General features: G+C 72.8%; 24 protein-coding genes and 3 tRNA genes. 11 read left to right on the top strand and 16 right to left on the bottom strand.

Going from position 1 to position 26,138, the window contains the following annotated elements; genetic code table 11:
* The coding region (locus tag HTZ77_RS44280) for a helix-turn-helix domain-containing protein (protein ID WP_175588630.1) at positions 1 to 211 on the bottom strand (211 nt) is incomplete at its 3' end.
* Between the two features lie 137 nt (positions 212 to 348).
* Here HTZ77_RS44280 and HTZ77_RS44275 point away from each other — a divergent pair.
* Positions 349 to 843 (top strand): DUF2087 domain-containing protein, encoded by a 495-nt coding sequence (locus HTZ77_RS44275; RefSeq protein WP_175595801.1) that lies wholly within the window; start codon positions 349 to 351, stop codon positions 841 to 843.
* 301 nt (positions 844 to 1,144) lie between these two features.
* On the top strand, positions 1,145 to 1,540 hold the full coding sequence (locus tag HTZ77_RS44270; protein ID WP_175595800.1) for a hypothetical protein: 396 nt from the start codon (positions 1,145 to 1,147) through the stop codon (positions 1,538 to 1,540).
* Positions 1,541 to 1,682: 142 nt separating this feature from the next.
* Here HTZ77_RS44270 and HTZ77_RS44265 read toward each other — a convergent pair whose 3' ends face one another.
* From HTZ77_RS44265 to HTZ77_RS44235, 7 genes are all read right to left on the bottom strand, one after another.
* The gene (locus HTZ77_RS44265) at positions 1,683 to 3,356 is read right to left on the bottom strand and encodes a beta-N-acetylhexosaminidase (RefSeq protein ID WP_175595799.1); all 1,674 of its coding nucleotides are present in this window, start codon (positions 3,354 to 3,356) and stop codon (positions 1,683 to 1,685) included.
* A 69-nt stretch (positions 3,357 to 3,425) separates the two neighbouring features.
* Positions 3,426 to 5,378: an NPCBM/NEW2 domain-containing protein gene (locus tag HTZ77_RS44260; RefSeq protein WP_175595798.1), complete on the bottom strand. Its 1,953-nt coding sequence runs from the start codon at positions 5,376 to 5,378 to the stop codon at positions 3,426 to 3,428.
* Between the two features lie 11 nt (positions 5,379 to 5,389).
* Positions 5,390 to 6,958 carry an alkaline phosphatase D family protein gene (locus HTZ77_RS44255; protein ID WP_175595797.1) on the bottom strand — a complete coding sequence of 523 codons (1,569 nt, stop codon included), beginning with the start codon at positions 6,956 to 6,958 and terminating at the stop codon, positions 5,390 to 5,392.
* A 42-nt stretch (positions 6,959 to 7,000) separates the two neighbouring features.
* Positions 7,001 to 8,311: an ABC transporter substrate-binding protein gene (locus tag HTZ77_RS44250; RefSeq protein ID WP_175595796.1), complete on the bottom strand. Its 1,311-nt coding sequence runs from the start codon at positions 8,309 to 8,311 to the stop codon at positions 7,001 to 7,003.
* 16 nt (positions 8,312 to 8,327) lie between these two features.
* The gene (locus HTZ77_RS44245; RefSeq protein ID WP_175595795.1) at positions 8,328 to 9,146 is read right to left on the bottom strand and encodes a carbohydrate ABC transporter permease; all 819 of its coding nucleotides are present in this window, start codon (positions 9,144 to 9,146) and stop codon (positions 8,328 to 8,330) included.
* A 10-nt stretch (positions 9,147 to 9,156) separates the two neighbouring features.
* Positions 9,157 to 10,041, bottom strand: a complete 885-nt coding sequence (locus HTZ77_RS44240) for a carbohydrate ABC transporter permease (protein WP_205304723.1) — start codon at positions 10,039 to 10,041, stop codon at positions 9,157 to 9,159.
* Positions 10,038 to 11,345 (bottom strand): glycoside hydrolase family 36 protein, encoded by a 1,308-nt coding sequence (locus tag HTZ77_RS44235; protein ID WP_175595794.1) that lies wholly within the window; start codon positions 11,343 to 11,345, stop codon positions 10,038 to 10,040. Before HTZ77_RS44235 ends, HTZ77_RS44240 begins: the two co-directional genes overlap by 4 nt.
* Positions 11,346 to 11,518: 173 nt before the next feature.
* Between HTZ77_RS44235 and HTZ77_RS44230 the strand changes: the two genes are divergently transcribed.
* The gene (locus HTZ77_RS44230) at positions 11,519 to 12,688 is read left to right on the top strand and encodes an ROK family transcriptional regulator (RefSeq protein ID WP_175595793.1); all 1,170 of its coding nucleotides are present in this window, start codon (positions 11,519 to 11,521) and stop codon (positions 12,686 to 12,688) included.
* A 94-nt stretch (positions 12,689 to 12,782) separates the two neighbouring features.
* The gene (locus HTZ77_RS44225; protein ID WP_175595792.1) at positions 12,783 to 13,670 is read left to right on the top strand and encodes an NAD(P)-dependent oxidoreductase; all 888 of its coding nucleotides are present in this window, start codon (positions 12,783 to 12,785) and stop codon (positions 13,668 to 13,670) included.
* Between the two features lie 14 nt (positions 13,671 to 13,684).
* On the opposite strand, the gene bla is transcribed toward HTZ77_RS44225, so the two are convergent.
* On the bottom strand, positions 13,685 to 14,668 hold the full coding sequence (gene bla, locus HTZ77_RS44220; RefSeq protein WP_175595791.1) for a class A beta-lactamase: 984 nt from the start codon (positions 14,666 to 14,668) through the stop codon (positions 13,685 to 13,687).
* A gap of 196 nt (positions 14,669 to 14,864) precedes the next feature.
* On the opposite strand from bla, the gene HTZ77_RS44215 reads away from it, so the two are divergent.
* On the top strand, positions 14,865 to 15,146 hold the full coding sequence (locus HTZ77_RS44215; RefSeq protein ID WP_175595790.1) for a hypothetical protein: 282 nt from the start codon (positions 14,865 to 14,867) through the stop codon (positions 15,144 to 15,146).
* 50 nt (positions 15,147 to 15,196) lie between these two features.
* The gene (locus tag HTZ77_RS44210) at positions 15,197 to 15,682 is read left to right on the top strand and encodes a GNAT family N-acetyltransferase (RefSeq protein WP_175595789.1); all 486 of its coding nucleotides are present in this window, start codon (positions 15,197 to 15,199) and stop codon (positions 15,680 to 15,682) included.
* Between the two features lie 77 nt (positions 15,683 to 15,759).
* Here HTZ77_RS44210 and HTZ77_RS44205 read toward each other — a convergent pair.
* From HTZ77_RS44205 to HTZ77_RS44190, 4 genes are all read right to left on the bottom strand, one after another.
* Positions 15,760 to 15,834: transfer RNA gene (locus HTZ77_RS44205), tRNA-Val, on the bottom strand.
* A gap of 1 nt (position 15,835) precedes the next feature.
* Positions 15,836 to 15,909: transfer RNA gene (locus HTZ77_RS44200), tRNA-Cys, on the bottom strand.
* 13 nt (positions 15,910 to 15,922) lie between these two features.
* Positions 15,923 to 15,994: transfer RNA gene (locus HTZ77_RS44195), tRNA-Gly, on the bottom strand.
* Positions 15,995 to 16,088: 94 nt separating this feature from the next.
* Positions 16,089 to 16,724, bottom strand: a complete 636-nt coding sequence (locus HTZ77_RS44190; protein ID WP_175595788.1) for an ACT domain-containing protein — start codon at positions 16,722 to 16,724, stop codon at positions 16,089 to 16,091.
* 82 nt (positions 16,725 to 16,806) lie between these two features.
* Here HTZ77_RS44190 and dusB point away from each other — a divergent pair, with 82 nt between their 5' ends.
* A complete protein-coding gene (gene dusB, locus HTZ77_RS44185) occupies positions 16,807 to 17,916 on the top strand; it encodes a tRNA dihydrouridine synthase DusB (RefSeq protein ID WP_328809123.1) in 1,110 nt (369 codons plus the stop codon).
* A 16-nt stretch (positions 17,917 to 17,932) separates the two neighbouring features.
* Here dusB and HTZ77_RS44180 read toward each other — a convergent pair whose 3' ends face one another.
* Positions 17,933 to 18,712 (bottom strand): phytanoyl-CoA dioxygenase family protein, encoded by a 780-nt coding sequence (locus HTZ77_RS44180; protein WP_175595787.1) that lies wholly within the window; start codon positions 18,710 to 18,712, stop codon positions 17,933 to 17,935.
* A 41-nt stretch (positions 18,713 to 18,753) separates the two neighbouring features.
* Between HTZ77_RS44180 and HTZ77_RS44175 the strand changes: the two genes are divergently transcribed.
* Together HTZ77_RS44175 and HTZ77_RS44170 are read left to right on the top strand one after the other, a co-directional pair.
* A complete protein-coding gene (locus HTZ77_RS44175) occupies positions 18,754 to 19,965 on the top strand; it encodes a helix-turn-helix domain-containing protein (RefSeq protein WP_205304721.1) in 1,212 nt (403 codons plus the stop codon).
* 43 nt (positions 19,966 to 20,008) lie between these two features.
* Complete coding sequence (locus HTZ77_RS44170) at positions 20,009 to 20,821, top strand: hypothetical protein (protein ID WP_175595785.1); 813 nt, start codon at positions 20,009 to 20,011, stop codon at positions 20,819 to 20,821.
* A gap of 42 nt (positions 20,822 to 20,863) precedes the next feature.
* Here HTZ77_RS44170 and HTZ77_RS44165 read toward each other — a convergent pair whose 3' ends face one another.
* Positions 20,864 to 21,493, bottom strand: a complete 630-nt coding sequence (locus tag HTZ77_RS44165) for an alpha-ketoglutarate-dependent dioxygenase AlkB (protein WP_175595784.1) — start codon at positions 21,491 to 21,493, stop codon at positions 20,864 to 20,866.
* Between the two features lie 257 nt (positions 21,494 to 21,750).
* Here HTZ77_RS44165 and HTZ77_RS44160 point away from each other — a divergent pair, with 257 nt between their 5' ends.
* A complete protein-coding gene (locus tag HTZ77_RS44160) occupies positions 21,751 to 23,019 on the top strand; it encodes an MFS transporter (RefSeq protein WP_328809122.1) in 1,269 nt (422 codons plus the stop codon).
* 42 nt (positions 23,020 to 23,061) lie between these two features.
* Here the strand turns inward: HTZ77_RS44160 and HTZ77_RS44155 are convergent, their stop codons facing one another.
* On the bottom strand, positions 23,062 to 24,375 hold the full coding sequence (locus HTZ77_RS44155) for an FAD-binding oxidoreductase (protein WP_175595783.1): 1,314 nt from the start codon (positions 24,373 to 24,375) through the stop codon (positions 23,062 to 23,064).
* Between the two features lie 213 nt (positions 24,376 to 24,588).
* On the opposite strand from HTZ77_RS44155, the gene HTZ77_RS44150 reads away from it, so the two are divergent.
* Entirely contained in the window at positions 24,589 to 26,109 is a 1,521-nt protein-coding gene (locus HTZ77_RS44150) for a glycoside hydrolase 5 family protein (protein WP_175595782.1), read from the top strand.
* Positions 26,110 to 26,138: the final 29 nt, after the last annotated feature.

The following is a 26,138-nucleotide window of genomic DNA, read 5'->3' as shown; positions in this document are numbered from 1 at the left end:
CCGCGGTGCGGTGCGGGGTCGTATGGGGCCGGCTGGAGCGGTCGTGCAAGCCCGCTTCGCCATGGTCGCGCCATCGACGTACCCACTTGTAGGCCGTGGGCCGGGAGATGCCCATCTCGGCGGCCACGTGCGCGACCGGGCGGCCGGACAGGACGCGGTGAACGAGCAGACGGCGACCATGAACGGTCAGCCGGGCGTTACGGTGGGACACGAGGCCTCCGCGTGTGCTGCAGATTCGACACCTACACCACACCGGAGGCCTCTCCTATGATCAACCCCCACTGTTAACAACGTCCGTGATCAATACAGCTAACACCAGGTTGATCAGCATGCTTCAAAATAGTACGAATGAGTGACGAGGACATCCGGAGAACTCTCGGCCTGCTGGCGCAGGAGGACACGCTGCGCGCGTTCGCGTCCCTGGTGCTCGGCGTGGAGGGCGAGCAGCCGCCCAGGGCCCTCGAACGGCTCGCGGGCGGCGGCCTGGCCGCCCGCGGCGAGGACGGCACGTGGCGGGCCACCCCCGGGCGCTTCCGCGAGCTGCTGCGACAACTCGCGGAACCGCCCGCCCCGCTGAGCGAGGAGGAGCGCCTGCTGCGGACGTTCCTGGTGGACGGCAGGCTGCGCACCATGCCGATGAAGCGCGAGAAGCGCCTGGTGGTGCTGCGCTACATCGCGCGGCTGTTCGAGCCGGGCGTGCGCTACGCCGAGAAGGACGTCAACGTGACGCTGCGCGCCTTCCACGACGACTACGCCGCCCTGCGCCGCTACCTCGTGGACGAGGGCCTGCTGTCGCGGGAGGGCAACGTGTACTGGCGCAGCGGCGGCCCCGTGGACGTCTAGCGACGCCGGAAAGCGCTTGGCACGAGCGCCGTCATTTGACCTTGACGCTGCGTCAACTTCTAGCATCGGGGCCATGTCGATCACCGTTGTTGACACCTACTCTGCCAGGAAGGGCCCTCGGCGACGATGTCGCCGCCCCGTTCGAACGTGACCGGCATCCGCGCCACCGCCGCGAACGTCATCTCCTCTCTGCGGCGTTTCCAGGAGTCCCCACGCCGGGTGCAGACCGGAGTGTGCACGCCGGCTCCCCCCTCCGGCTGTCCTGCCAAGCACTCCTGAGGCTTCGAAGGACTGTCTTACCTTGCCTCTTGTTCCACTTGTCCTGGTCAGCCATGGATCACCGGCTGAGTGCCATGCGCTCCATGTCGTCGACAGCGTCACCTTCGAGACGGTGATCCGCCGCAAAGGCCGTCTGGTCACGGCCGCCCATGTCGCCCTCGTCGACCCCCACCCGGTCTTCGGCAAGCAGGCGATCATCGCCGCACTCCATCTGCGCAACGCCGGAATGACGGCGATCGTCGGTGACCCGACGCTGGTGCCCGGCGATCTCGTCCGGTCGCTCCACGCCTACATGGCCAAAGCGTGGGCTGAGGCGGTGCCCGTCCAGACGGACGTCCTCTTCCTGGAGGACGCCATGCACTTCTATGACGACCTCCACGCGATCATCCGAGAGTTCGAAAGTGAGACGGTCCGATGACTCCGCCCAGGAAACCCATGCGCGTGGCGGTGACGCCGGCCGCATGTTACGGCGAGATCGAGGACTTCGACCCCATGAGCTGGACGGGTGGTTCCGATCCGGCTCAGAGGTCGTAGGCGATCATGGACCTGGTGACGGTCGTCTAGGGCTCGCGGATGTTGCGGGTCCAGGCGTCGATCTTGGCCTGCCAGGCGGCGTCGTCCTCCGGCCGTCCCGGCACGCCGGGCAGCCTCTGCCACGGCAGCGGCCCGCCCTCGCGCCGGTACTCCACGCCGATGGCGTCCAGCCGGGGCAGGTGCGCCGCCAGCCGCTCCCGGAAGTCCGGCAGGTCGCGCCCGGCGGGGCTCCACACGGTCTCGGCGAAGGCGGCCAGCCGCGGGAAGGCCATGTAGTCCACGCGCCGGGGCGAGTCGATGAGCTCGGTCCAGATCGCGCACTGCGAGCCGAGCACCCGCGCCCCGGCCGGGTCGCCGCGCAGCTCCGCGGGCACCGGTTCGAAGGCGTGGACGTCCTCCAGCGTCAGCACCGTGCCGAACGGCGCGGGCTCCTCCGGTCCCGGGCCCTGTCGGTAGTCGAGGTAGACGGACGTGTCGGGACAGGTGATCACGTCGTGGCCGCGGCGGGCGGCGGCGACCGCGCCGTGCTCGCCGCGCCAGGAGGCGACCACCGCGCCCGGCGGCAGGCCGCCCTCCAGGATCTCGTCCCAGCCGACGAGCCGCCGCCCGCGCCCGGCCAGGTGGTCGGCGAACTGGCGGATGAACCAGCTCTGCAGCTCGTCCTCGTCACGCAGCCCCAGCTCGGCGATGCGGCGCCGTGCCGCGGGGCTGGCCCGCCACTGGTCCTTGCGGCACTCGTCGCCGCCCACGCACACGTACGGCCCCGGGAACAGCTCCAGCACCTCGTCCAGGACGTTCCGGAAGAAGGCGATGGTGGAGTCCTCGACATTGAGCACGTTGACCCCGATGCCCCAGGTGGTGCGCACCTCCAGCGGGACGTCGAGGTTGCCCAGCTCGGGATAGGCGGCGATGGCGGCCTGGGTGTGGCCGGGCAGGTCGATCTCGGGCACGATCATGATGTGCCGGTCGGCGGCGTAGGCGACGATCTCGCGCAGGTCGTCCTGCGTGTAGAAGCCGCCGTGCGGGCGGCCGTCCATGGGGCCCTCCCAGCCGGCCTGGCTCTCCCGGCGCCACGATCCCACCTCGGTGAGCCGCGGGTAGCGCCGGATCTCCACGCGCCAGCCCTGGTCGTCGGTGAGGTGCAGGTGCAGCACGTTGAGCTTGTGCAGGGCCATCAGGTCGATGAAGCGCAGCACCTCGCGCTTGGGCAGGAAGTGGCGGGCCACGTCCAGCACGCAGCCGCGCCAGGCGAAGCGCGGCGCGTCCTCGACGAGGACGGCCGGCACCTCCAGCGGGACGCCGCCGGACGCACCCGCCCTGCGAAAGGCGCGCGGCGGCAGGAGCTGCCGGAGCGTCTGCGCCCCGTAGAACGCCCCCGCCGGGCCGCCCGCCTCGATGCGGGCGCCGCCGGTGTCCACGGTCAGCCGGTACGCCTCCGGCGGCAGGTCGGCCAGGACCAGGCTGATCGTCCCCGACGGCCCCGCGCCGGAGGCCGCGGGCCCACCGCCGGAGGCCGCCGGCCCACCCGGCGGGAGCGCCGGCCCGCCCGGCAGGAGCTCGCCCCCGGTCACCGGGGCGAGCTCGGCCCGCAGCCAGGAGGCCACCCCGCCGAGCGCCGGGTCGGCGACGAGCGCGGTGTCGCGGTCGAGGAGCCATCGGCCCAGGCGGGGCTCGTACCGGACGGGCTTGGGAACGATCATGTGCTCTCTTTCTCCTCGGGACGCGCTCGGACGCGCTCGGACGCGCTCGGACGCGCTCGGACCGGGGGCTCAGTCGCAGGTGATGGCGGCGTCGGCGAAGTCGGCGTGGTCGGAGGTCGCGTTGTCGCCGCCGTTGGTGGCGACCAGGCGCACGAACCGGGCGCCGCTCACGGACGCGGTGACCTTCTTGCCGGGCTGCGCGCCGGTCAGCACGCCGGAGTACGCGACCCGGCCGCCGTCGGCCCACACCTCGAACCCGGCCGAGCCGGCCGTGCCCACCTCGTCGTCGATCCCGGCGGTGAACTCCACGCTCCGGCACCGGCCGCCCGCGTAGAACTCGATGTCGGCGGGCGCGTGCGCGCCCAGGCCCTTGGCGTACCGGACGCCCTCGATCGTGAGAGGCCGCCCGTCGCCCGCCGCCTTGTCGCCGTTGCTGGTGTCGCGCTCGACGGGGCCGAAGTAGTTCTTGACGGAGGTCCACGCCAGGTCGCTGAGGTACGTGCGGCCCGTCCCCGGCGCCTGGACGACGGCGACGACGGCCGTGCCGGTGACCGTCCCGCCCGTGAAGGCGGCCGTGGTGGTCAGGTCGTAGGCGCGCGGCTCGGTCCCGGCGGGCGGGGTGACCGCCCAGGTGACGGTGAACGCCTCCCCGGCGTCGAGCCGGGACCGGGTCGCGGGGGTGCGCGCCTCGGCCTTCCACCCGTCGGGCACGGCGAGCGTGACGCGCAGGTCGCGGATCCGGGCGGTGGCGCCGGAGTTGACGACCCGGGTGACGATCTCGCGCTCCTTGCCGGGTTCGAGGGTGCCGGGCCGGTCGTCACCGAGGAAGGCCGGCGGGTCGGTCTCCACGGTGAGCAGGGGCGGGGCCTGCTCACGGCTCGGGCCGACGCGGTACATCACCGCGCCGTGGGCGGGCACGTGGGCGGACAGCTCGCCGGTGGTGGTGGCGACCTGCCCGGTCCACAGCTCCTCGGCGCGGTAGCGCCCGGCGGGCAGCCGGTGCGCGATGGTGGTCGCCCGGTTGCTCTCGTTGAACAGCACGACCGCCTGGTCGCCCCCGTCGAGGGGTTTGACGAGGACGTGGTACCAGCCGTCGCTCCGGACCAGCCGAGCGGGTACGCCCAGCTTGTCCTGGTTGACGGCGATCACCTTGGGGTTGGCGACGATCGCCTTCGGGGCGGCGGCCGGGTCGGCCTGGAGGACGAGGGGGGCGGCGCCCACGGCCCACAGCGTGAACTGGGTCCGGTACTCCGCCTCGGTCATGCCGCCGCGGCCGGCCTGGATCAGGTCGGGGTCGGCCCAGCTGCCCGGGCCGGCGTACTGCACGCGGAGCTGGTTGGTCTCCCAGACGTCCACCATGGTGGCGTAGACGTCGGGCAGCGGCCGGTTGTAGATGTTGGTCCGCCAGGCGACCGCCCCCGAGTCCTTGGCCCACAGCCACGGCACGGTGCTGCCGTCCTCGTTGTTCATGGCGAAGGCGACGGAGTCGCCGAGCGCCTGGCGCATGCGCGGGAAGAGCGTCTGGGCGATCTGCTGGACGTTCTGGCCGGGGAAGTCGGCGGCGGGGATGTTGCACCAGTCGTACCTGACGTGGTCGACGCCCCAGCTCCGGACCAGCTCGGCGTCGGCGGCCTCGTTGCGGTAGGAGCCGGGGCCGCCGCCCGAGCACGCCTTGGTGCCGGCCGACAGGCTGAGGCCGAGCCTGAGCCCCAGGCCGTGCAGGTGGTCGGCCAGGGCCTTGATCCCGCCGGGGAAGCGGGCCGGGTCGGGGGCGAGGGCGCCGCCCACGCGTTGCGGGGCGAGCCAGCAGTCGTCGAGGAGGACGAGGCGGTAGCCGAGGGGCGCGAGGGCGGCGAGCCCGGCGGCGGCCTGCCGTACCGACGCCTCGGACACCGAGCAGCCCAGGGAGCGGCTGCTCCACCCCATCGGCGGGCCGCCGGCCGGCGCCGCGGCGGCGCCGGGCGCCGGGAGGAAGGGCAGCATGAGGAGGGCCGCCGCGGCGGCGGCCGTGAGCTTGCGCATGGGGGTTCCCGTCAGACCTGGTTGAGCCGGGGGGTTCCGGGCTCGATGACGAAGGAGCCGGAGGTGTAGGCCGTGGCGTACGGTTCGGTGACGCGCGCCAGCGACCGGAAGTCGACCGTCATCTCGCTCTCGGTGAGCTTGGCGCGGACGTAGCCGCGGCGGCCGTTGAAGAACTTCACGTGCGGGTTCTCGGCCAGCAGGACCCCGGTGTTGGGGTACTCGTCCAGGCCGTCGCCGGCGCTCGTCACCGACGTGGTGACCAGCTCGACGGCGACGGACTTCGACTCGGGGTCCTGGAAGCTGCGCTTCACCTCGCCGGCCCAGTGGGAGTGGACGTCGCCGGTGAGGACGACGGCGTTGCGCTTCGTGGCCTCGATCGCGGCGGTCAGCCGGTCACGGGAGGCGACGTAGCCGTCCCAGCCCTCGTTGGAGTAGCCCTTGCCCTCGCCGTTGGTCCAGTCCATCTCCATCATGAACACCTGCTGGCCCAGCAGGTCCCAGGTGGCGCCGGAGTCCTTGAGCCGGCTCGCCAGCCACGCCTCCTGCTCCTGACCGAGGATCGTCCGGTTGGGCGCCAGGCGCTCCGCGCAGTCGGCGCCGACCGTGCCGCTCCTGCCGGTGCAGGCGTACAGGTCGCGGTACTGCCTGGTGTCGAGCATGTGCAGGTTGGCGACCGCGCCCCAGCGGATCGTGCGGTGCAGCCGCAGCGCCGAGCCCTGCGGCTGCTGGGCGCGGCGCAGCGGCATGTTCTCGTAGTACGCCTGGAAGGCGTCGGCGCGGCGCTTGAGGAACGGCGGATCGGGCTGCTCGGGCACGTCGCCGGCCCAGGCGTTCTCGATGTCGTGGTCGTCCCAGACCACCGCCCAGGGCGCGACCGCGTGGGCGAGCTGGAGCTCGGGGTCGGCCTTGTGCTGCGCGTGGCGTAACCGGTAGCCGGCCAGGTCGAGGCACTCGCCGCCGGCCTGGTCGCGCACCGGGTACTTGTAGTCGCCGTACTCGTAGATGTAGTCGCCGAGGAAGGCGATCAGGTCGGGCTCGTCCTCGGCCATCCGCCGGTACGCGGTGAACCACCCGGTCTGGTAGTCGGCGCACGAGGTGAACGACAGGTTGAGCGCCCGGCTGCGCGTGCCCGGGGCGGGGGCGGTGACGGTGCGGCCCACGGGCGAGATCTCGCCCTCGGCCCGGAAGCGGTAGAAGTACTCGGCGCCCGGCTGGAGCCCGCCGGGCTCCGCGTGGACGCTGTGGGCCTCCTCCGGCCGGGCCGTCTCGACGCCCTGCCGGACGACGTGGCGGAAGTTCTCGTCCTTGGCGAGCTGCCAGTGGACGGCGACGGGCCGGGACGGCATGCCGCCGAGGCCGTCGGCGGCCAGCGGGTCGGGGGCGAGGCGGGTCCACAGGACCACGCCGTCGGGGACCGGCTCGCCGGAGGCGACGCCGAGCCGGAACGGGTCGGACAGGGGGGTGCGGCGGAGGGCACGGGTGGAGGCGCTGGCGGCCGTCGCCTGCGCGGGCGGGACGCCCAGCGCGGCGGCGGCGCCCAGGCCGGCGCCCCCGGCGAGAAACGCACGCCGGGTGATCATGGGTGGGGGGCTCCCTACTTGCCGGTGGTCATTTGCCGGTGGTCATTTGACGGTGGCGTTGCCCTCGGTGACCGCCTGGTCGGCGGCCTGCTTCGGGGTGAGCCGGCCGAGGTACATCTCGTTGAAGATCTGGTTGAGCTTGGGCTCGAACCCGGTGAACCCGGTGGTCACCGGCATGGGGAACGTGGTGCCCTCGGCCTCCTTGACGAAGGCGGACACGTCGAGCTTGGCGGTCTTCGCCCAGTGGTCGACGTAGCCCTGGGTCAGCCCGTTGAGCGCGGGGAAGACGTAGCCCTCGTCGGCCATGAGCTTCTGCGGCTCCTCGGTGCCGAGGTAGGCGGCCAGCTTCTGCGCCTGCTCGGGGTGCTTGCTCTTGGCGTAGACGGCCTCGGCCAGGCCGTTGAGGTTGACCGCGCGCCCGGCCGGGCCCTCGGGCATGGGGGCGACGCCCACCTCGAACGCGGCGTCGGGCACCACGAACGGCAGCAGCGCGTTGTTGGCGGGGAACATCGCCACCTCGCCGGCCTTGAACATGTCGGTGGCCTTGCCGGTGGGCGGGTTGGTGCGGGTGGCGGGCGGCGAGACGTGGTGCTTGTTGACCAGGTCCACGGCGAACTGCAGGGCCTGCACGCTCGCGTCGTCGTTGAAGGTGTACTTGCCGAAGGGCTGGTCGAGCAGCTTCCCGCCGTTGCTGCTGACGAAGTTCATCCACTGGGTCTGGTAGTGGTTCCAGGACAGGAAGCCGTACGTCTTGATCGTGGCGGGGTCGAAGCCGGGGTCGCCGGGGTGCTTCCCGGCCGCGTCGGCGGTGAGCTTGCGGGCCGTCTCCAGGAACGTGCCGGACCCGTCGGGCTTCCAGGTCAGCGTGTCGGGCATCTCGACGCCGGCCTTCTTGAACAGGTCCTTGTTGTAGAGCAGGCCGACGACGCCCCAGTCCTTGGGCATGCCGTACTGCTTGCCCTGGTAGGTGAACGCCTCGGTCACGGTCTTGTGGTACTTCGTGGCGTCCACCGGGACGGGGCTGAGCACGCCCTTGGTGACGTACTCGGGGAACTGGGTGGGCGACATCCAGAAGACGTCGGGCGCGGTGCCCGCCACGGCGTCGGCCGTGAGCTTGGTCCAGTACTGGTCGTAGGGCAGCAGCTCGATCTTCACGTCGATCGACGGGTTGGCCTTCTCGAAGGCCGCCATGACCTTCTCGTAGCCGGCCTTCTGCTGCTCGTCCCACAGGCGGTAGGTCAGGGTGACCTTCTCTCCTGGGGCGCCGTCCGAGCCGCCGGAGCCGCAGGCGGTCAGGGTGAGCACGGCGGCGCCGGCGACGGACGCGGCCCAGCGAATGCGGGGGGTGAGCATGATTCGCTGACCTCTTTCACTTGAGGCCGGTGAGGACCACCGACCGGACGATGTACTTCTGGAAGAAGATGAAGATCGCCACCATCGGCGCGAGGGCGATCAGGCCGCCGGCCATCATGAGGCCGCGGTCGACGCCGATGCCGACCTTGAGCGCGGAGATGGCCACGGTGACGACCTTGGTCTCGTCGCCGCTGGTGATGATCAGGGGCCAGAGGAAGCTGTTCCAGGACGAGATCACGGTGATGATGGCCAGCGTGCCGATGGCCGGCCGGCACAGCGGGAGCAGGATCCTGAACAGGATGGTCAGGGGTCCGGCGCCGTCGATGCGCGCCGCCTCCTCCAGGCCGCCGGGCAGGCTCTTGAAGAACTGCCGCATCAGGAAGATGCCGTACGGGGTGCCGAGGATGTACGGGGCGAGCAGGCCGTACCAGGTGTTGACCGCTTCGAGCTCGCGCATGATGAGGAACAGCGGGATGACCGTGACGGCGCTCGGCACCATCATCGTGGCCACGTACAGCCAGAACAGCACGTCGCGGCCCCGGAAGCGGAGCCGGGCGAAGGCGTAGGCGGCGAACGTCGTGAACACGAGCTGCCCCAGCGTGAGCAGGGCCGTCATCACGACCGTGTTGAGCAGGAAGCGGGGGAAGTCGCCGCCGAGGATCTCGGCCAGGTTCGCCGTGGACGGCGGCAGGCCGGGCAGCCACGGCTCGGTGGTGCTGAGCTGGCGCCGGGTCTTGAACGCCGTCAGCACGACCAGCAGATACGGGAAGACGGACACGAACGCGCCGGCCGCGAGCGCGGCGTACAGCACGGTCCGCCTGAGCGGTGTCGTCACCGGTGCTCCCTCAGCTCAGGTCGTAGGTGGTGCGGCGGCCGAAGAACCTGACCTGCGCCAGCGTCACCAGGAGGATGACGGCGAACAGCAGCATCGACAGGGTCGAGGCGTAGCCGAAGTCGAACTCGCGGAACGCGGTGCCGAAGATCCGGAAGTTGATCACGTCGGTGCCGCCGCCCGGCCCGCCGTCGGTCATCACGAAGATCGTGTCGAACGCCTGGAAGGCGCCGATCAGGTTCGTCACCGTGACGAAGAACATCGTGGGGTTGAGCAGGGGTAACGTGATCTTCCAGAACCGCTGGGCGGGGGTGGCGCCGTCGGTGGAGGAAGCGTCGTACAGCTCCTTGGGGATGCCCTGGAGGCCGGCCAGGAAGAACAGCATCGTGTAGCCGGTGTGCTGCCAGACGTTGACCAGCGCCACGGCGGGCAGCGCCCAGGCCGGGTCGGACAGCCAGTCGGGTCCGGTGACGCCGACCAGGTCCAGGGCCCGGTTGAGCGCGCCGTCGCGCGGGTCGAAGATCCAGTCCCAGACGAGGCCCATGACGATCGGGGTGGCCATCCAGGGGATCACGAACAGCGACCGCAGGATCCGCACGCCCTTGATCCGCCGGTCCAGCATCAGGGCCAGCGCCAGGGCGAGGACGGTCTGCAGCGGGATGCACAGCAGGACGTACAGGATGGTGACCCAGAGCGAGTGCCACGCCTCGCCGTCGCCCGCCAGGCGCGTGTAGTTGTCCAGCCCGACGAAGACGGGCGCCGACAGCAGCTCCCAGCGGAACAGGCTGAGCGCGAACACGATGACGACGGGCAGCAGGAGGAAGGCGACGACGCCGAGCAGGCTGGGCCCGATGAACAGGTAGGCGTACCAGTCGCCGAGCCGGCGCCGGCCCGTCACGACGGGTCCGTCCGGGTGGGCGTCAGCAGGCGGCGGGTGGTCTCCAGGCCCCAGGCGTCCAGGGCGGCGACCGGGTCGCTGGAGCCGCGCAGGCCGCCGCTCCCCTCGACGTGCGCGGCCCACTCCTCGCGGGCCTCCACCTCGGGGCGGACGATGAGGCAGTCGGGGTCGTTGACCCACCACCGCGCGTGCAGGAACTCGCGGGCCGCGCCGGTCAGCCGGGCGCCGAGCTGCGACGGCTGGCTGATGTCGCCCGAGCGCGGGTGCAGGGTGGGCGCTATGTCCGGGCTGACGCGCATGATGTCGACCAGGCCGATGCTGGGCAGCATCGGAGCGCCGCAGCCGTGCAGCGTGGCGTCCGGTCCCGCGCCCTCGCGCACCAGCTCCAGGCCGCGCCGGTACGCGGCGACGGGGTCGAGGTCCTCGTGCCGCCGGCCGGCCAGCGCCCCCGCGTACAGGTAGTCGAGCTTGAAGTGGGTGATGCCGAGCGCGGCGAAGGCGCGGAAGACGCCCACCAGGTGGGCGGCGGCGTCGGGGTGGGTCACGTCGAGGACGGCGAGGTCCTGGTCCCACATGCGGCCGGCGTGGGCGCCGCCCACCATCCAGTCGGGGTGCTCCCGGTGGAGGCGGCTCTGGTGGCCGGCCAGGAACGGGGCGGTCCAGATGCCGGCCCGCCGGCCCGTCCCGGTGACGGCGTCGACGGCCCGCTCCAGCGAGCCGAACCCCGGCCGGGGGTCGAGCCAGTCGCCGATCCCGGCCTCGTAGCCGTCGTCGATGAGGATCATGTCCGCCGTCAGCCCGTGGCGCTCCAGCAGGCGGAGGTTGTCGAGGACGTCGATCTCGGTGACCTTGTCCCAGTAGCCGTACCAGGTGCACCACATGGGCGGCACCGCGGGGAAGGCGCCGGGGGCGTGTCCCTCCGCCGTCGTGGCGGCCCAGTCGCGCAGGGCCGTGTCCAGGTCGGCGGCGCGCGTGTGCCGTACGGGGCCGTCGGCCGAGACGACGAGCCGGCCGCCCTCGCGGCGGGCCCGGATGGAGGGGACCTCCAGCGGGCCGGGCGCGGACCAGACCTCGACCGGCCCGTCACCCGGGTCGATCGCCAGCAGGCCCTCGCCCTGGTAGACCCCGTCGGGGACGGGCGTCTCCGGGCGGTAGCAGATCGTCTGGACGTTGCGGTCCGCCGGGCGCGGCGGGGTCTCGCCGAGCCGGTAGGAACCGGTGGGGCTCCACGACTGCCAGCCGTGTTCGAAGACCCGGCCCCGCTCCGGATCGCACCTGATCTCGCCGACGTCCGCGAACGGCATCCGGCCCTCATCTCTCTCATACTTACGAAGGAGCACTTCATTAGTAGCACCGCGCGTTCGGCAGGGTCAATGCCCGCTAATGCACGATATGGACGTCCGCTACGCGGGATGCTCCGGCTGGTGAACGCTGGCATAATGGCCAGTTACAGAGGAGACCTACATTAGGAGCGGCGATGGCGAACGTCCGTGGCGGCGACCTGTCGCGGCTCCGGCAGCTCAACGCGCTGGCCGCGATCAGGGCGCTGCGCGAGGCCGGGCCGCTCACCCTGACCGCGCTGGCCGAGCGGACGGGCCTGTCGCGGCCGTCCACCAAGGAGGTCGTGGACGAGCTGGCCGGGCTGGGCTGGGTGGAGGAGGTGCCGCCGAGCCCCGGCACCATGGGCCGGCCGGCCCGCCGCTACCGCTTCCGCGCCGACTGCGGGCACCTCGTGGGGGTGGACATAGGAGGGCACAACATCCGGGCCGCGCTCTCCGACCTGGACGGCGAGATCCTCGCCGAGACCCGCCAGCCCGTACGCCCCGACGACCCGCTGGAGGAGCGGCTGGCCGCGATCGAGCGCGCGGTGTCCGGCTGCCTGGCGCTCAGCGGCCGGGCCGCGTCCGACCTGTGGCTGCTGGCGGCCGGCACCACGGGCGTCGTCTCCCCCGAGGGCCGCGTGCAGTTCTCGGCCGCGATCCCCGCCTGGCGCGGCCTCGACCTGGCGGGCGAGCTGGCGCGGATGTTCCCGTGCGAGGTGCTGGTGGAGAACGACAGCCGCCTGGCCGCCCTCGCCGAGGCCCGCCGCGGCGCCGCCCGAGGGGCGCGCGACGTGGTGTTCCTGCACGTGGGACGGCGCATGGGCACCGGCCTCATCATCGACGGCAAGGTCCACCGGGGGTTCGGCGCGGCGGCCGGCGAGATCGTCATGCTGCCGGAGGCCCGCTGGTACGACGCGCCCGACCACCTCAACACCTGCGCGGTCGTCCCGCCCGGCACGCCCGACGAGGACGCGGCCGGCTTCACGCTGGCGGCGGCCCGCGACGGCGACCCGGCGGCCCTGGCGGCCGTCGGCCGGTACGTGGACGACCTGGCGGTGGGCACAGCCGCGATGGTGCTGCTGCTGGACCCGCAGGTCGTGGTGCTCGGCGGCGGCTTCTCCCGCTCGGCCGACGTGCTGCTCGGGCCGCTGCGCGAGCGGCTGGAGCGGGCGTGCGTGCGCTTGCCCGAGGTGCGGGCCTCGGCGCTGGGCGACGAGTGCGTGGTGATGGGGGCCATCGACTACGCGGTGGACCACCTCGACCGTCACCTGTTCACGCCGGACGCGGGCCCCTCGCTGCCCCTCCCCCAGCCGGCGGGCCGCTGACCGGGTCTGATCGGAGCATCCGATACGGTCGAAGGGCATCGGATCGGACCGGATCCGCCACCGTGTGGCGCCGGCAGCAGCAGGAGGTCGCGTCATGGCCGACGCCATCACCGTGAGCGTTCTCGGCACCGGGATCATGGGAGCGGCCATGGCCCGCAACCTCGCCCGGGCGGGCCACCGGGTCCGCGTCTGGAACCGGACGCGCGCCAAGGCCGAGCCCCTGGCCGCCGACGGCGCCCACGTCGCCGCCACCCCGGCCGAGGCGGTGGAGGGCGCCGACGTCGTGCTCACCATCCTGTACGACGGCCCCGCCACGCTCGACGCGATGCGCCAGGCGGCGCCGTCCCTGCGTCCCGGCATGGCGTGGGTGCAGTCGACGACCGCCGGGGTCGAGGCCGTCGGCGAGCTGGCCGCCTTCGCCCGCGAGCAGGGGCTGGCGTTCTTCGACGCCCCGGTGCTCGGCACCAAGCAGCCGGCCGAGGCCGGGCAGCTCGTCGTCCTGGCGGCGGGACCCGGCGAGGCGCGCGAGCAGGTGCGGCCCGTCCTCGACGCCGTCGGCAGCCGTACGGTGTGGACCGGCGAGGACGGCGCGCAGGCGAGCGCGACGCGCCTCAAGCTGGTCGTCAACAGCTGGGTCCTCGCCGTCACCCACGGCACGGCCGAGGCGCTGTCCCTCGCCAAGGCCCTGGGGGTCGACCCGCAGGGCCTGCTGGACGCGGTCGAGGGCGGCCCGCTCGACATGGGCTACCTGCGCGCCAAGTCCGCGCTCATCCTGAACGGCGACCTCAGCTCGCCCAGCTTCGCCGTCTCCACGGCGGAGAAGGACGCCCGGCTGATCGTCCAGGCCGGCGAGGGGGCCGGGGTCCGGCTCGACGTGGCGGCGGCAGGGGCCGAGCGCTTCCGCCGGGCCGCCGCGCAGGGCCACGGGGGCGACGACATGGCCGCCTCCTACTACGCCAGCTTCGACGACTCGGCCTCCTGAGGGCGCCCGGGGCCTTACGGCATCCGTCCGAGGCCGCGCGCCAGCACGGACGCCGTCGCGGAGACCACGCCGTTGTCCATGGTGGCGTCCGGGTCGATGCGGTTGGTGTAGACGGCGATGACGATCGGCGCGCCGGTGGGCGGCCAGGCGACCGCGATGTCGCTGCCGGGCGCGTACGCGCCGGCGGCGCCTCCGGTCTTGTCGCCGACGGTCCAGTCCGGCGGGAGCCCGGCGCGGATGCGCTTGGTCCCGGTGACGCTGGCGCGCAGCCAGCCGTTCAGCCGGTCCCGGTCCTCGGCCTTCAGGGCGCCGCCCAGGGTGATCTTCTGCAGGTCGCGGGCCATGAGCGCGGGCATGATCGTGTCGCGCTTCTCGCCCGGCTTCCAGTCGTTGAGCTGGGGCTCCCAGCGGTCCAGCCGGCCGATCGGGTCGCCGAGGGAGCGGTAGTAGCGGGTCAGGCCGGCGGGTCCGCCGATCTGCTTGAGCAGGAGGTTGCCGGCCGTGTTGTCGCTGACCGTGATGGCCGCGTGACACAGCCGCTCGACGGTCATGCCGTTGTCGATGTTCTTCCGCAGGCCGGTGATCGGCGAGTCGACGACGACGTCGTCCTTCGTCCACCGGAGGGTCCGCTCCAGCAGGCCCGGGTCGGTCCGGCGCGCCTTGTCGAGGATCGCGCCGCACACGATCGCCTTGAACGTGGAACGGCTGGGGAACCGCTCGTGCGCCCGGTAGGCGAGGGTCCGGCCGGTGCCCGTGTCGAGGGCGAACGCGCCGATGCGCCCGTGGTAGGCGGTCTCCAGCTCGCGCAGCCGCTTGACGACGTCGCCCGCCGCGAGCCGCTCGGCGGCCGCGACCCGCTCGGCGGCGACGACCGTGCCCCGCTCGGTGGCGGCGACCGGTCCCGTGGCGATGACGGTCCCGGCCAACGCCGTGGAGATCGCCAGCAGCGGCGCCCCCAGCCTCGTCAGGACTCTCCGTATGGGGTGAACATGCCGCATTCAGGCGCTCCCTGTCACTCGTCTCGATCTCCGTGCGGGGAAGAGCAGACCAGAGACGAGGCCGACTCGTCCAATAGTGATATCGATGAGCGACTCATGAAGATCTGGATATGGATCGAGGTCAGCGCCTCGCTTGGCCCGGCGGGACATCCGGGATGGCATGCTGTAACCCCCGGCGATCACGAGGAGATCAGCGATGCGCCCTCCCGGCACGCAGCCCGCTGCCCGGCACACCCCGCTCAGCACGGAGGAGAAGGTCCGGGCCGAGGCGAACTTCGTCCCTCTCGTCGCCGAGCACCTGAGGGCCGGCGGCCGGTTCAGGGTGAGCGCGGACACGCCGGAGCTGGTGGAGCTGTTCCAGGGCGTGGCCCGCAGGGTGGGCGACCTGCTCGGACGCCCCGTGACCAGCTACGCCAACGGCCGGTACATCGTGATCACCTTCCCCCAGGACGAGGAAGCCCCCGGCCTCACCGACTGAGGCAGGAAATCGGGTGGCGCCGGGCGCGGACCATGGTCATCATCCTGCGCATGACGAAACCCGTGCAGATCCGCCCTGCCACGCCGGCGGACGCGGCCACGCTGGCCGAGCTCAACGACTTCGTGCACGCCCTCCATGTGGAGAACCGGCCCGACTTCTTCCGCGCGCCCTCGTCGGCCGAAGAACTGGTGCCGACCTTCCGCGCCTTCCTCGAACGCGAGGACACCCTCGGGTTCGTCGCGGACTCCGCGGGACGCGCCGTCGGCTACGTCACGGCGACCGTTCGCCGGCACCCGGGAGACGCGCTCATGCAGCCCCGGAGCGTGGTCTTCGTGGACCACATCGCCGTGGACCCCGCACTGGCGCGTTCAGGAGTGGGCAGGGCCCTGGTCGAGTCGGTCCGCGCGGCCGGCAAGGAGGCGGGCTGCACACGCCTGATGACCGACGTCTGGGCCTTCAACGAGCGCGCGCTGGCCTTCTTCGAAGCCGCCGGTCTCTCGCGCATGACGTACTGGCTGGAACAGCCATTGGGATGAGCGACCCGGCACAACGAAAAGCCCCGGACTCCCGGCTTCCGCCGTGAGCTGGGGCTTCGTTCGCTGTGCCGACAGCGTGGTGGACGATACTGGGATTGAACCAGTGACCTCTTCCGTGTCAGGGAAGCGCTCTCCCGCTGAGCTAATCGTCCTTGGAGGTGGAGACGGGATTTGAACCCGTGTGGACGGCTTTGCAGGCCGCTGCCTCGCCTCTCGGCCACTCCACCGAGGCCAACTCCGAGCGGAAGACGGGATTCGAACCCGCGACCCTCACCTTGGCAAGGTGATGCTCTACCACTGAGCCACTTCCGCGTTGCCCGACTACTCTAGCGGGTTTTCCGAGCGGATGCTCACTCCGCGCGCGCCCGGAGCGCCGCGAGGGCTCCCGGCGGACCGCCGCGAGGGGCTACTTGCGGAGCTGGCGGGCCACGCTGCGCTCCGTCGCCGGGAGGCTGAGGAAGATCTCCAGGATGCGGGTGAGCCGGTGGACCTCGATGCGGTGGAAGGCCGGTCCGTCGGAGCGGGCCAGCAGCAGCGTGAGCGCGAGCGGCGGCAGCGGCGCGTGGATGACGTGCAGGCCGCCCTCCAGCGTGGCCGCCGTGGGGCGGGACGGCACGGTCTCCGGAAGCGGCACCTTCTGCGGCGCCCGCCAGCTCGCGTACAGGACGCCGTGCTCGGCGGCCGTGGCCGCCCAGTCGGCGCTGAACAGCACGGGCAGCGAGTCGACGAGGGTGGTCAGCGCCCGGTCGCCAGCCGTGGTGATGTACTTGAGGATCTCCAGCTCGGGATAGGTGCCCGGCGCCTCGCGGGTGATCCAGACGCCCTGGACCGCGACGCCGTCGATGCCCTCCAGGCTCTTGCGAAGGGCCTCCTTGGGGGTGCCCTCGGGACAGAACACGGTGATGTCGTCGACCGCCTGCCCAGCGCCCCTGTCGAGGACGGTGACCTGGGTGATGTCGGCCCCCGTCGCCCCGAGGACCCGGGTGACCTCGGCCAGCGACCCCGGACGGTCGGGCAGCGCGATGCGGACGCGAAGGAGCATCCATCCCCTCCCCTGCGAAGATGCCGTTCCCAGCCTATCGGCGAATACCGGTCATGGCCGGACCTGCGCTACAAATGTCCAGGTGAAGATTGGGGCGATGGGGGTGTGGCCGCCGGTCGTGCTGGCGCCGATGGCGGGCATCACGAACGCGCCGTTCCGGGTGCTCTGCCGCGAGCAGGGCGGCGGGCTGTTCGTGTGCGAGATGATCACCACGCGGGCGCTGGTCGAACGCAATCCCAAGACGCTCCGGATGGTCCGGTTCGCGGAGTCGGAGTCGCCGCGCAGCATCCAGCTCTACGGGGTCGACCCCGACACCGTCGGCCGGGCGGTCAGGATGATCGCCGAGGAGGACCTGGCCGACCACGTCGACCTGAACTTCGGCTGCCCCGTGCCCAAGGTGACCCGGCGCGGCGGCGGCTCGGCTCTGCCGTACAAGCGGCATCTGCTGCGGCGCATCCTGCGCGCGGCCGTCACGAACGCGGGCTCCCTGCCCGTGACGATGAAGATGCGCAAGGGCATCGACGACGACCACCTGACCTATCTCGACGCGGGCCGCATCGCGGCCGAGGAGGGCGTCGCGGCGATCGCGCTGCACGCCCGCACGGCCAAGCAGCACTACGGCGGCGTGGCCGACTGGTCGGCGATCGCCCGGCTGAAGGAGGCCGTGCCGGAGATCCCGGTGCTGGGCAACGGCGACATCTGGTGCGCCGACGACGCGCTGCGCATGGTGGCCGAGACGGGCTGCGACGGCGTGGTCGTGGGGCGGGGATGCCTGGGCCGGCCGTGGCTGTTCCGCGACCTGGCGAACGCCTTCGACGGCAGCGCCGAACGGGCCCGGCCCACCCTCGGCGAGGTGGCCGCGATGATGGCCCGCCACGCCGAGGGGCTGGTGGAGTGCTTCGACCTGGAGCGGTACGCGGTGGCCGACTTCCGCAAGCACGTCGGCTGGTACCTCAAGGGCTTCGCGGTGGGCGGCGAGCTGCGGCGGGAGCTGGCCTCGGCCGAGTCGCTGGACCAGCTCCGCGAGGGGCTCGCGCGGCTCGACCACGACCAGCCGTGGCCGCCGAACACCGACACGCCGCGCGGCAAGTCCGGCGAACGGGGCAAGGTGCAGCTCCCGGACGGCTGGCTGGACGACCCGTGGGACGGCGCCGTGCCCGCCGACGCCGAGTCCGACACCTCCGGCGGCTGACCCCGCGCCCCGGCGGTCAGTGGGGGCCGGTCGTGTCCGTGCCGCACGGGCCGCCGCCGACGGCGGGCTCCAGCGCGACGGGCTCGCCGGACATGGTCAGCGTCGGGTAGTGGACGGAGATCCGCTCGGCGGAACGGCCCACGTAGTGGCAGATGAAGCTGCGCCTGAAGCGGTCGGCCGTGGCGTTGGGCCCCGACCCGTGGACCAGGCTGCCGTTGAAGAAGAGCACGTCGCCGGGCTCCATGTCCACCGGCACGGCTTCCAGGCCGGGCGGCGGCGGGACGTACTCGCGGGTGAACGACACGTCCAGATCAGCCTCCTCCGGGCAGAACAGGTCCATCTTGTGCGTGCCGGGCACGACCTCCAGGCCGCCGTTCTCCCGGTCGATGCGGTCGAGCGCGATCCAGGCGGCCACGCAGGTGCCGGGCTCCACCTGGAGGTAGAAGTTGTCCTGGTGCAACGCCTGCCCGCGGGCGCCCGGCGGCTTGAAGTAGAACATGCTCTGGGCTGCTATCGGCTCCTCCCCCAGGAGCTCTCGGAGGATCTCCGCGATGCGCGGGTCGAGGAGGCGGCGCAGCGCGAGGTCGTTCACCTGGTGGGGGTGCATGACGCGCGGATAGTCGCGCAGGATGTCGTACGGCTGGCCGGGCTCCTGCGCCCTGGGCTGGAAATGCCCGGATATGGGGCCTGCCGCGTGCAGGTCCATGAACGCGTCGCGCAGGTCGGCGGCCTCGGCGGCGGTGAGGAGTCCGGGGACGACGGCGTACCCCTGGTCGTGGAAGGCGTTGAGCGTCATGCTTCTCACGCTAGGAAGCAGGACCCGCGAAAGGTATGCCCGTGACCGCTGACGACTTGTCCGTTCCTGCCGCGGAGCTGATCATCGTGGGCCACTTCGACCGGGCGCCGGGGTACGTCACGCGCCGGCCGGGCGGGTCGCCGAGCTGGCTGGTGATGTGGACCCAGGCGGGGGCGGGGCTGGTGGAGCAGGGCGGCGCGTCGTTCACCGCCGGGCCGGGTGACCTGGTGGTGCTGGCCTCGGGCGCGGCGCAGCACTACCGGGTGGCGCCGGGGGCGGAGCGGTGGCGCTTCTGGTGGGCGCACTTCCAGCCGCGCCCGTCGTGGCCGGGGTGGCTCGCGCCGTACGCGCGGGCGGCGGGCTGCCACCTGGTGGCGGGGGTGCCGGTCGCCCTGCACGAACGGCTCGACCAGGCGTTCCGCCGCGCGCTGCGCGACGCCCGCTGGCTTCCCCCCGCCGCCCCCGCGCGGCCGGACGCCACTCACTCCGCACGGTGGGACGCCACCGAGCCGACGGAGGCGCGTGATGCGAGCCATGGCGGGGCCGGGGCGTCGGCGGGGTGGGGCGCGGCCGATCCCGCGGGCATGGGAGACGCGGCAGCGGGCGGCGGTCCCGGAGGACCGAAGAGGCGGGACGCGGACAGAAGGGCAGCGCAGGCGGGAACGACGCGGGACACGGAGACCGCGCGGGACACGGAGACCGCGCGGGACACGGAGACCGCGCGGGACACGGAGACGGCGCGGGACGCCGAGATGGAGCGGGACGCGAGTGGGGCCGTGGCCGGGTCGGCGGCGGCCAGGGAGCTGGTGCTCGGCGCGGTCGAGGAGGCGCTGGTGCTGGCCACCGCCTCGGCTCCCCGTCCCGGCGACGGCGACACCGGAGTTGACGGTGGCGGTGGCGGCGGGCGGGGTGGCGACCCCCGGGTGCGCCGCGCGCTCGCGCTGATCGCCGCCGAGCCGGGCGCCCCCCATTCGGTCGCCTCGCTGGCGCGCGCCGTCGCCCTGTCACCGTCCCGCTTCGCGCACCTGTTCACGTCCGAGACGGGCGCGCCGCCGATGCGGGCCGTCCGCCAGGCCCGCATACGGCACGCCGCCCGCCTCCTGGAGGCCACGGACATGGACGTCGGCCAGGTCGCGACGGCCTCCGGCTTCGTCAGCCCGTTCCACTTCAGCCGGGCGTTCAGGCAGGAGTACGGCCTGCCGCCCCGCGCGTACCGGCGGAAGCGCCAGGAAGTGACCCGAGCGGGCTCCTGACGCGGTGGCCGATTCGTGATCATGCTCTGGAACGATCTCCCGCATGAAAATCGTGATCACCGTCATCGTGGCCGGCGGAGCCCTGCTGGTGGGCGCCGCTCCCGCGCAGGCCGCCCCGGCAGCCCCGGCTGGCGCCGCCCAGGCCGTCAAGGCCCGCATCGCCGCCAAGGACCCGCTCCGCGCCCTGAAGGCCCGCCTGGTCCCCGGCCACGGCGTCCGCTTCACCGACACCAGCACGGTGCAGGCCGACGACGGCGACACCGACCTCGTCCAGCGCACCGGCACGTTCCAGTTCTCCAGGAAGGGGATCGCGGCGTCGGACATCACCGCGAAGTGGGCCGCCGGGACCGGCCGGGAGAACGAGAGGCCCGAGCGGACCATCAGCATCGGGAAGGTCAGCTACGACCGCAGCGAGATGTGGAAGGACAAGATGCCGCCGGGCAAGACCTGGTACCGCTCCGGCGACATGCCCGGAGGCGGCAGCGGCCTCTACGGCCAGGTGATCAACCCCGTCGAGCCCGGCACTCTCGCCGCGCTGCTCAAGAAGGGCGAGCGGTCCGGGTCCACGCTCAAGGGGACGATCACCTTCAAGGAGCTCGCCAAGCTGTCGCCGTGGTTCGACGCGTCCGTCCCGATCCGCTCCGACAACGCGGCGAAGGTGTCCTACACCATCACGTTCGACGGTGCGGGGCTCGCCGCCAAGGTGACCAGCTCGTACGCGGCGAACGCGGTCCTGGACACCTCGGCGCTGGACGGCAAGACCATGACCATCGAGACCCGTTTCACCGGCTGGGGCCGGAAGGTGTCCATCAAGGCGCCGGACCCGGACACCGTCACCACCAAGATCTCGGACTGACCCTCCTCCACGGCCTCCACGGCGGACGCCGGGGACACCCGGTCAGCGGACCCCGCGCGGCCGGAACTGGATGCTGATGCGCGGCCCCGTGGGCCGGGTGGTCTTGGGCACGGCGTGCTCCCAGGTGCGCTGGCAGCTCCCGCCCATGACGATGAGGTCGCCGTGGCCGAGGTCGTGGCGCAGGGAGTGGCCGCCGCCGCGCGGGCGCAGCAGCAGGGGCCGGGGGGTGCCGACCGAGATGATGGCGACCATGGTGTCCTCGGTGCCGCCCCGGCCGATCGTGTCGCCGTGCCAGGCCACGCTGTCGCGGCCGTCGCGGTAGTAGCAGAGGCCGGCCGTGCGGAACGGCTCGCCCAGTTCCTCCGCGTAGTGGGCGTTGAGCGCGCGCCGCGCGTCGTCGAGCACCGGGTCGGGCAGCGGTTCGTCCTCCTCGTAGAACTTCAGCAGCCGCGGCACGTCCACGACCTTGTCGTACATCCGCCGCCGCTCGCCCTTCCAGGGCACCCGCTCGGCCAGCCGCTCGAACAGCGTGTCGGCACCCGACAGCCAGCCCGGGCGCACGTCGATCCACGCGCCGCGGTCGAGCCGTGTGCGGTGCACGGTGGCGCCGAGCGCGCCGACGGCGACGTCCTCGTCCAGCCCCAGCAGGGACGCCTGGAAAACACCCCTCATACCGCCGAGTGTATGCCAGCCTTCAAACACTCTTTCGACTAGCCCCCGCCGCCAGGCGGCCCCACGCGTGGCACGGCACCTGTGCCCGGCCGGTCCGCACGGCACGCAGCCCGCGCGGAACGGCCGGGCGCCCACCGGATGCCCGGGTCCCGCCAGTATCCGGCACAGGCCGCTGACCTGCCCAGTACCGGAGGCCGCGCGATTTCCGGCACAGCCCCGGTTCCGCCCCCGCGCGATCACCATGTAACGTCCTGTCAGTGATAGCCCGTTACATGTTCGGCGCGATCACGGCCCGCACGGGGGACGAGATGTCCGGTCCCGCCCTGCTCGTGGCCGGGCTCGCCCTCACCGGATCGCCCGTGGTGGCGTCCTGGCTGCTGGCCGGGCTGACCGCGTCGGCCGCGATCGGCGGGCCGCTGCTCGGGGTGCTGCTCGACCGCGCCGCGCACCCCGGCCGGATGCTCGCCGGCTGCCTGCTGGGCTACACCGCGGGCCTGCTGGTCGTGCTGCTCGGGCTGGGCCACGTGCCCGACGCCGCGCTGGTCGCGGTGGCGGTGCTCGCGGGCCTGCTGGGGCCCGCGCTCACCGGCGGCTGGACCGCCCAGCTCCCCCTCCTGGTCCCGGCCGGCCGCCTGGAGCGGGCCAGCGCGCTCGACGCGATCAGCTACAACGCCGCGGGGCTGACCGGGCCGGCCGCGGTGGCCGGGGTCGCGGCGGCGTGGGGCGGGCGCAGCGCCATGGTGGTGTCGCTGGCGCTCCTGGTCGCGGCGGTCCCCATCGCGTACCGGCTCCCCGCGAGGGCGCGCCGTGGCGCCCTTCCGGTGAACGACGACGCGGTGAACGACAACGCGGTGAACGACGGCGCGGCGCACGACGGCGACGGGAAGGGGATCCGGCGGGAGCTGGCCGCCGGGTTCACCGCGATCGCCCGCAACGCGCCCCTCCGCAGGGCCACCGTGACCTCGATGGTCTCCTACGCGGGCGTCCCCATGTTCGTCGTCGGGGCGCCCCTGCTGGGGGCGCTGCTGGCGGGGGCGGTGGCGTACGGGGCGCTGCTGCTGGCCGTGACCGCGGGCGCCGCGCTCGCCGCCAACGCCGCGCTGACCCGGCGGCGCGGCACGTCGCCCTCCCCCGACACGATCCTGGCGGCCGCGACGCTGCTCCTCGGCGTGGCGCTGGCGCTCGCGGCCGTCGCGCCGCAGCTCGCTCCGGCGCGGCCCGGGCCGTTCACGGCGGGGTTCGGGGTGGCGGTGCTCGCCGCCGTGCTCGCGGGCGTGGCGGAGGGACCGCAGCTCACGGCCCTGCTGGCGGTACGGCACCGCGAGGCGCCGCCGGAGCAGCGGAGCCAGATCTTCACCACGGGCGCCAGCCTCAAGATCACTTCGTTCGCCGCCGGGTCCACGGTGGCGGGCCCCCTCGCCGGGCACGACCTGGGCGCCGCCTTCCTGGCCGGGACGGCGCTCCAGGTCGCCGCGGTGACGGCGTACGCGCTGCTGTCGCGCGGACCGCGGCGTCCCCGCCCCTGACGGGCGCGCGGACGGCACGCCCGTCGGTTCCTGTCTCGGAGGTCAGCCCAGGACGGGGAAGTTGGCGCGGAACACCTGCCCCGGGTCGCGCGACTTCTTGATCTCCCGCAGCCGCGTGAGCGCCTCGGCGCCGAACGCCTGCGCGGCGCCCTCGCCGGGAACCAGGAACGTGTACGGCTTGCGCCCGCTGACCCGCCCCCCCAGCCGCCGCACGAGCTCCTCCTGCCTGGCCGGCACCGCCTCGGCGAGCCCGGGCAGCCGCAGACCGAGCAGGTACAGCAGGTACGGCTCGGCCAGCGCACCGCCCGCGCCCCCGGCGGGGCCGGCCTCGGCCAGCGCCCCGCCCAGATGCCTGAGGTGGAGGTTCAGCAGCGGCGCCAGCGGCTCGGCCGTGAGGGCCTCCAGCACCGCGTCGTCCAGGCCGGTCAGCAGCTCCGCCCGCGACAGCGACGGGCTCGGGTCGACCGGTTCGTCGGCGATGCCGCCCAGGTTGGCGACGTCCATGATCGCGCGATTGTCGGACAGGACGCCGCCGATCTTCTCGAACGGCGCCAGCAGGTCCCTGGCCTCGTCCGCACCGCCCAGGTACGTCACGTCCACCGTGACGATCGCGGGCGCGGGGGACGGCGGCTGCACGCGGTTGACCCACACCGACAGCTCATCCGGTGCGCCCGCCGTGACCTGGCGGAACGCCTCGAACACCTCCCCGGTGCGATCCCCGGGCCACACGAGCCGCCCGCCGTACAGGACCGGCAGCGGGAACAGCTCCAGCTCGACGGCGGTGATCATCGCGAAGTCCCCGCCGCCGCCCCGCAGGGCCCAGAACAGGTCGGCGTCGGACTCGGCGGTCACCCGAACCTGTTCGCCTCCGGCGTCCACGACCTCGAAGGCGCGCACGGAGTCGGCGCCCCACCCGTGCTTGCGGCTGAACCACGACAGCCCGCCACCGGCCACGAACCCGGCCACGCTCACCACGGGCGAGCTGCCCGCCGGCCCCGCCAGGCCGTGCGCGCCGGTCGCGGCCAGCACCCGGCCCCACCGCGCGCCCGCGCCCACGCGGACGACCCGCGCGGACGGGTCCACCTCGACGCCGTCGAGGCGGCCGGTACGCAGCAGGATCACGCCCTCCACGTCGCCCGATGCGCCGTGCCCCGAGGGCTGGGCGGCGATCGTCAGCCCCGCGTCGCGGGCGTGGCGCACCAGGGCCGCCACGTCCGCGGCGTCCTCGGCCTCGACGACGGCGGACACCGGCTGGGGCACGCCCACCGTCCACGGGCTGCTCGCCTGGTCGAAGCCGCTGTCACCGGGGAGGAGAACCCTCCCCTTGACGACATTCCGCAGGTTCTCGCTCGTCATGTGTTCCTCATCTTCCTCACGGGTCACTTCAGTGATCCTCGCGCATCTCCCGGGAAAGAGAGCGGGTCTGGCACGTGCTCTCGACCACATGACGGAGCCGAGCGGGAAAGTGTGACCGCCGCGTCCGCGGTGAGTCGGCGGGGGCGGGAGATCGGCGGGACAAATGCCCCAAATGCGCATACTCTTCCCGTGCTGTCGAGGGGAGCTGGCCGCATGAAACGTGTCGTACTCGTCCTTGCCGTTCTCGCCGCCGGTCTGGGATTCGCCCCCGCCGCGCAGGCCGCGACCGGCACCGTGGTCCTGAAGTTCTACGACCCCGCGGGCGAGGGCACCGAACTGAGCGCGAGCCAGGCCAAGGCCGTGATGCACGGCAGCGGCGGTTCCGACAGCGACGCCCTGGTCGACCCGGTCACGCTGGAGGACGTCAAGGGGTATCCGCTCTACAAGGGCGGTTCGCCAGCCCGGTGGCGCTTCGACGTCCCCGGCGAGGCCGTGGCGTTCGCCGTGAACTGGCCGACCAGCCGCGGCTTCTCGACGGTCGTCGTCGACAACGGCGGCGCCGGGTTCACCGCCGGCGAGACCCTGGTGTTCAACCAGCAGGCGGCCGAGGACGCCAAGCGGCGGCTGGACGCGGCTCTGGCGGCGCGGCCCGACTACGTCCGCTCGGCGGCGTTCACCCGCGCCCTGGCCGGCGCCGTCACCAACCTGAACGCGGCCGGCGCCGCGACGACCGACGCCGGCCGCGGCAAGTACGGCCAGCGCGCGCTGAACGCGGTCAACACGGCCAACGACCTGCTGCTCAGCGAGTACGGCCCGGCCTACGCCAAGGCCCACGCCGCCCAGCCGTGGATCGGCCTCACGGTCGACGACATCTCCTCGCAGCCGAACTGGCCCACCCTGGCCAGGACGCACACGCAGCCGTACGGCTGGGTCAGGATCGTCTTCGCCCCGACCGCGGACCACGGGAACGTCGAGCACTACCGCGGCGCCGTGAAGGCGGCCCGCGCCGCGGGGCTGCACGTGATCGGCCAGCCGGTCGACTCCGTCTTCGCCAACCGCTACACGCGGGCGGAATACCTGGCCAGGGTCAAGGCCTACGTCGACGCCTACCCCGACATCGAGGCGTGGGAGGTGGCCAACGAGGTCAACGGCTGCTGGGTCGACAGCCGCACCGACGCCAAGGGCGACTGCCGGGACGAGCTCGTCGACGGCGATGACCGGATCAAGAACAAGATCGCCGACGCTGCCGCCTACGTGCGCTCCAAGGGCGCCAAGGTGGTCGTCACGCTCTACTGGCAGCTCGGCACCGACGAGGCCCGGTGGTCCACCTTCACCTGGGCGCGCGCCAACCTGCCCGCCTCGACCAGGCGGGACATCGACGTGGTCACGCTGTCCACGTACGTGGAGGACGCGCCCATGGGCCTCGCCTTCGACCAGGTCATGCGGGCGCTGCAGGCGGAGTTCCCGCACCAGAAGGTGGCGCTCGGCGAGCTGGACTACTGGAGCGACGACACCACCAGGGCGTACTGGGCCTTCGACGAGAGCGACCCGCTCGCCGGGCGGCGCGGCGTCGCCGCGCACTACTACGCCGCCTCCCTGGGCTACCCGCGCAGCCTCGGCGGCGCCTTCTGGTGGTACTTCGTCCAGGAGCTGCCCGGCGACGCCGGCCTGCGGAAGGCGATCCGCTCGGTGGTGGACCGGCTCACCGCACCCGAGGTCGCGCCCGCCCCGTGAGAGGCGCGGGAGCGACTCGGGGCGGTGGT

This window comes from Nonomuraea montanisoli (assembly GCF_013363975.1).
Lineage (GTDB): Bacteria > Actinomycetota > Actinomycetes > Streptosporangiales > Streptosporangiaceae > Nonomuraea > Nonomuraea montanisoli.
This window is presented reverse-complemented; position numbering and strand designations above follow the sequence as displayed.

What these genes read in the sequence shown, in the direction of transcription:
- HTZ77_RS44250 (WP_175595796.1), bottom strand. Translation starts at nt 8,311, where the DNA reads ATGCTCACCCCCCGCATTCGCTGGGCCGCGTCCGTCGCCGGCGCCGCC.
- HTZ77_RS44235 (WP_175595794.1), bottom strand. Translation starts at nt 11,345, where the DNA reads ATGCCGTTCGCGGACGTCGGCGAGATCAGGTGCGATCCGGAGCGGGGC.
- HTZ77_RS44275 (WP_175595801.1), top strand. Translation starts at nt 349, where the DNA reads ATGAGTGACGAGGACATCCGGAGAACTCTCGGCCTGCTGGCGCAGGAG.
- HTZ77_RS44190 (WP_175595788.1), bottom strand. Translation starts at nt 16,724, where the DNA reads ATGCTCCTTCGCGTCCGCATCGCGCTGCCCGACCGTCCGGGGTCGCTG.
- HTZ77_RS44215 (WP_175595790.1), top strand. Translation starts at nt 14,865, where the DNA reads ATGCGCCCTCCCGGCACGCAGCCCGCTGCCCGGCACACCCCGCTCAGC.
- HTZ77_RS44150 (WP_175595782.1), top strand. Translation starts at nt 24,589, where the DNA reads ATGAAACGTGTCGTACTCGTCCTTGCCGTTCTCGCCGCCGGTCTGGGA.
- HTZ77_RS44265 (WP_175595799.1), bottom strand. Translation starts at nt 3,356, where the DNA reads ATGATCGTTCCCAAGCCCGTCCGGTACGAGCCCCGCCTGGGCCGATGG.
- HTZ77_RS44225 (WP_175595792.1), top strand. Translation starts at nt 12,783, where the DNA reads ATGGCCGACGCCATCACCGTGAGCGTTCTCGGCACCGGGATCATGGGA.
- HTZ77_RS44155 (WP_175595783.1), bottom strand. Translation starts at nt 24,375, where the DNA reads ATGACGAGCGAGAACCTGCGGAATGTCGTCAAGGGGAGGGTTCTCCTC.
- HTZ77_RS44170 (WP_175595785.1), top strand. Translation starts at nt 20,009, where the DNA reads ATGAAAATCGTGATCACCGTCATCGTGGCCGGCGGAGCCCTGCTGGTG.
- HTZ77_RS44255 (WP_175595797.1), bottom strand. Translation starts at nt 6,958, where the DNA reads ATGATCACCCGGCGTGCGTTTCTCGCCGGGGGCGCCGGCCTGGGCGCC.
- HTZ77_RS44210 (WP_175595789.1), top strand. Translation starts at nt 15,197, where the DNA reads ATGACGAAACCCGTGCAGATCCGCCCTGCCACGCCGGCGGACGCGGCC.
- HTZ77_RS44165 (WP_175595784.1), bottom strand. Translation starts at nt 21,493, where the DNA reads ATGAGGGGTGTTTTCCAGGCGTCCCTGCTGGGGCTGGACGAGGACGTC.
- HTZ77_RS44180 (WP_175595787.1), bottom strand. Translation starts at nt 18,712, where the DNA reads ATGACGCTCAACGCCTTCCACGACCAGGGGTACGCCGTCGTCCCCGGA.
- HTZ77_RS44230 (WP_175595793.1), top strand. Translation starts at nt 11,519, where the DNA reads ATGGCGAACGTCCGTGGCGGCGACCTGTCGCGGCTCCGGCAGCTCAAC.
- bla (WP_175595791.1), bottom strand. Translation starts at nt 14,668, where the DNA reads ATGCGGCATGTTCACCCCATACGGAGAGTCCTGACGAGGCTGGGGGCG.
- HTZ77_RS44260 (WP_175595798.1), bottom strand. Translation starts at nt 5,378, where the DNA reads ATGCGCAAGCTCACGGCCGCCGCCGCGGCGGCCCTCCTCATGCTGCCC.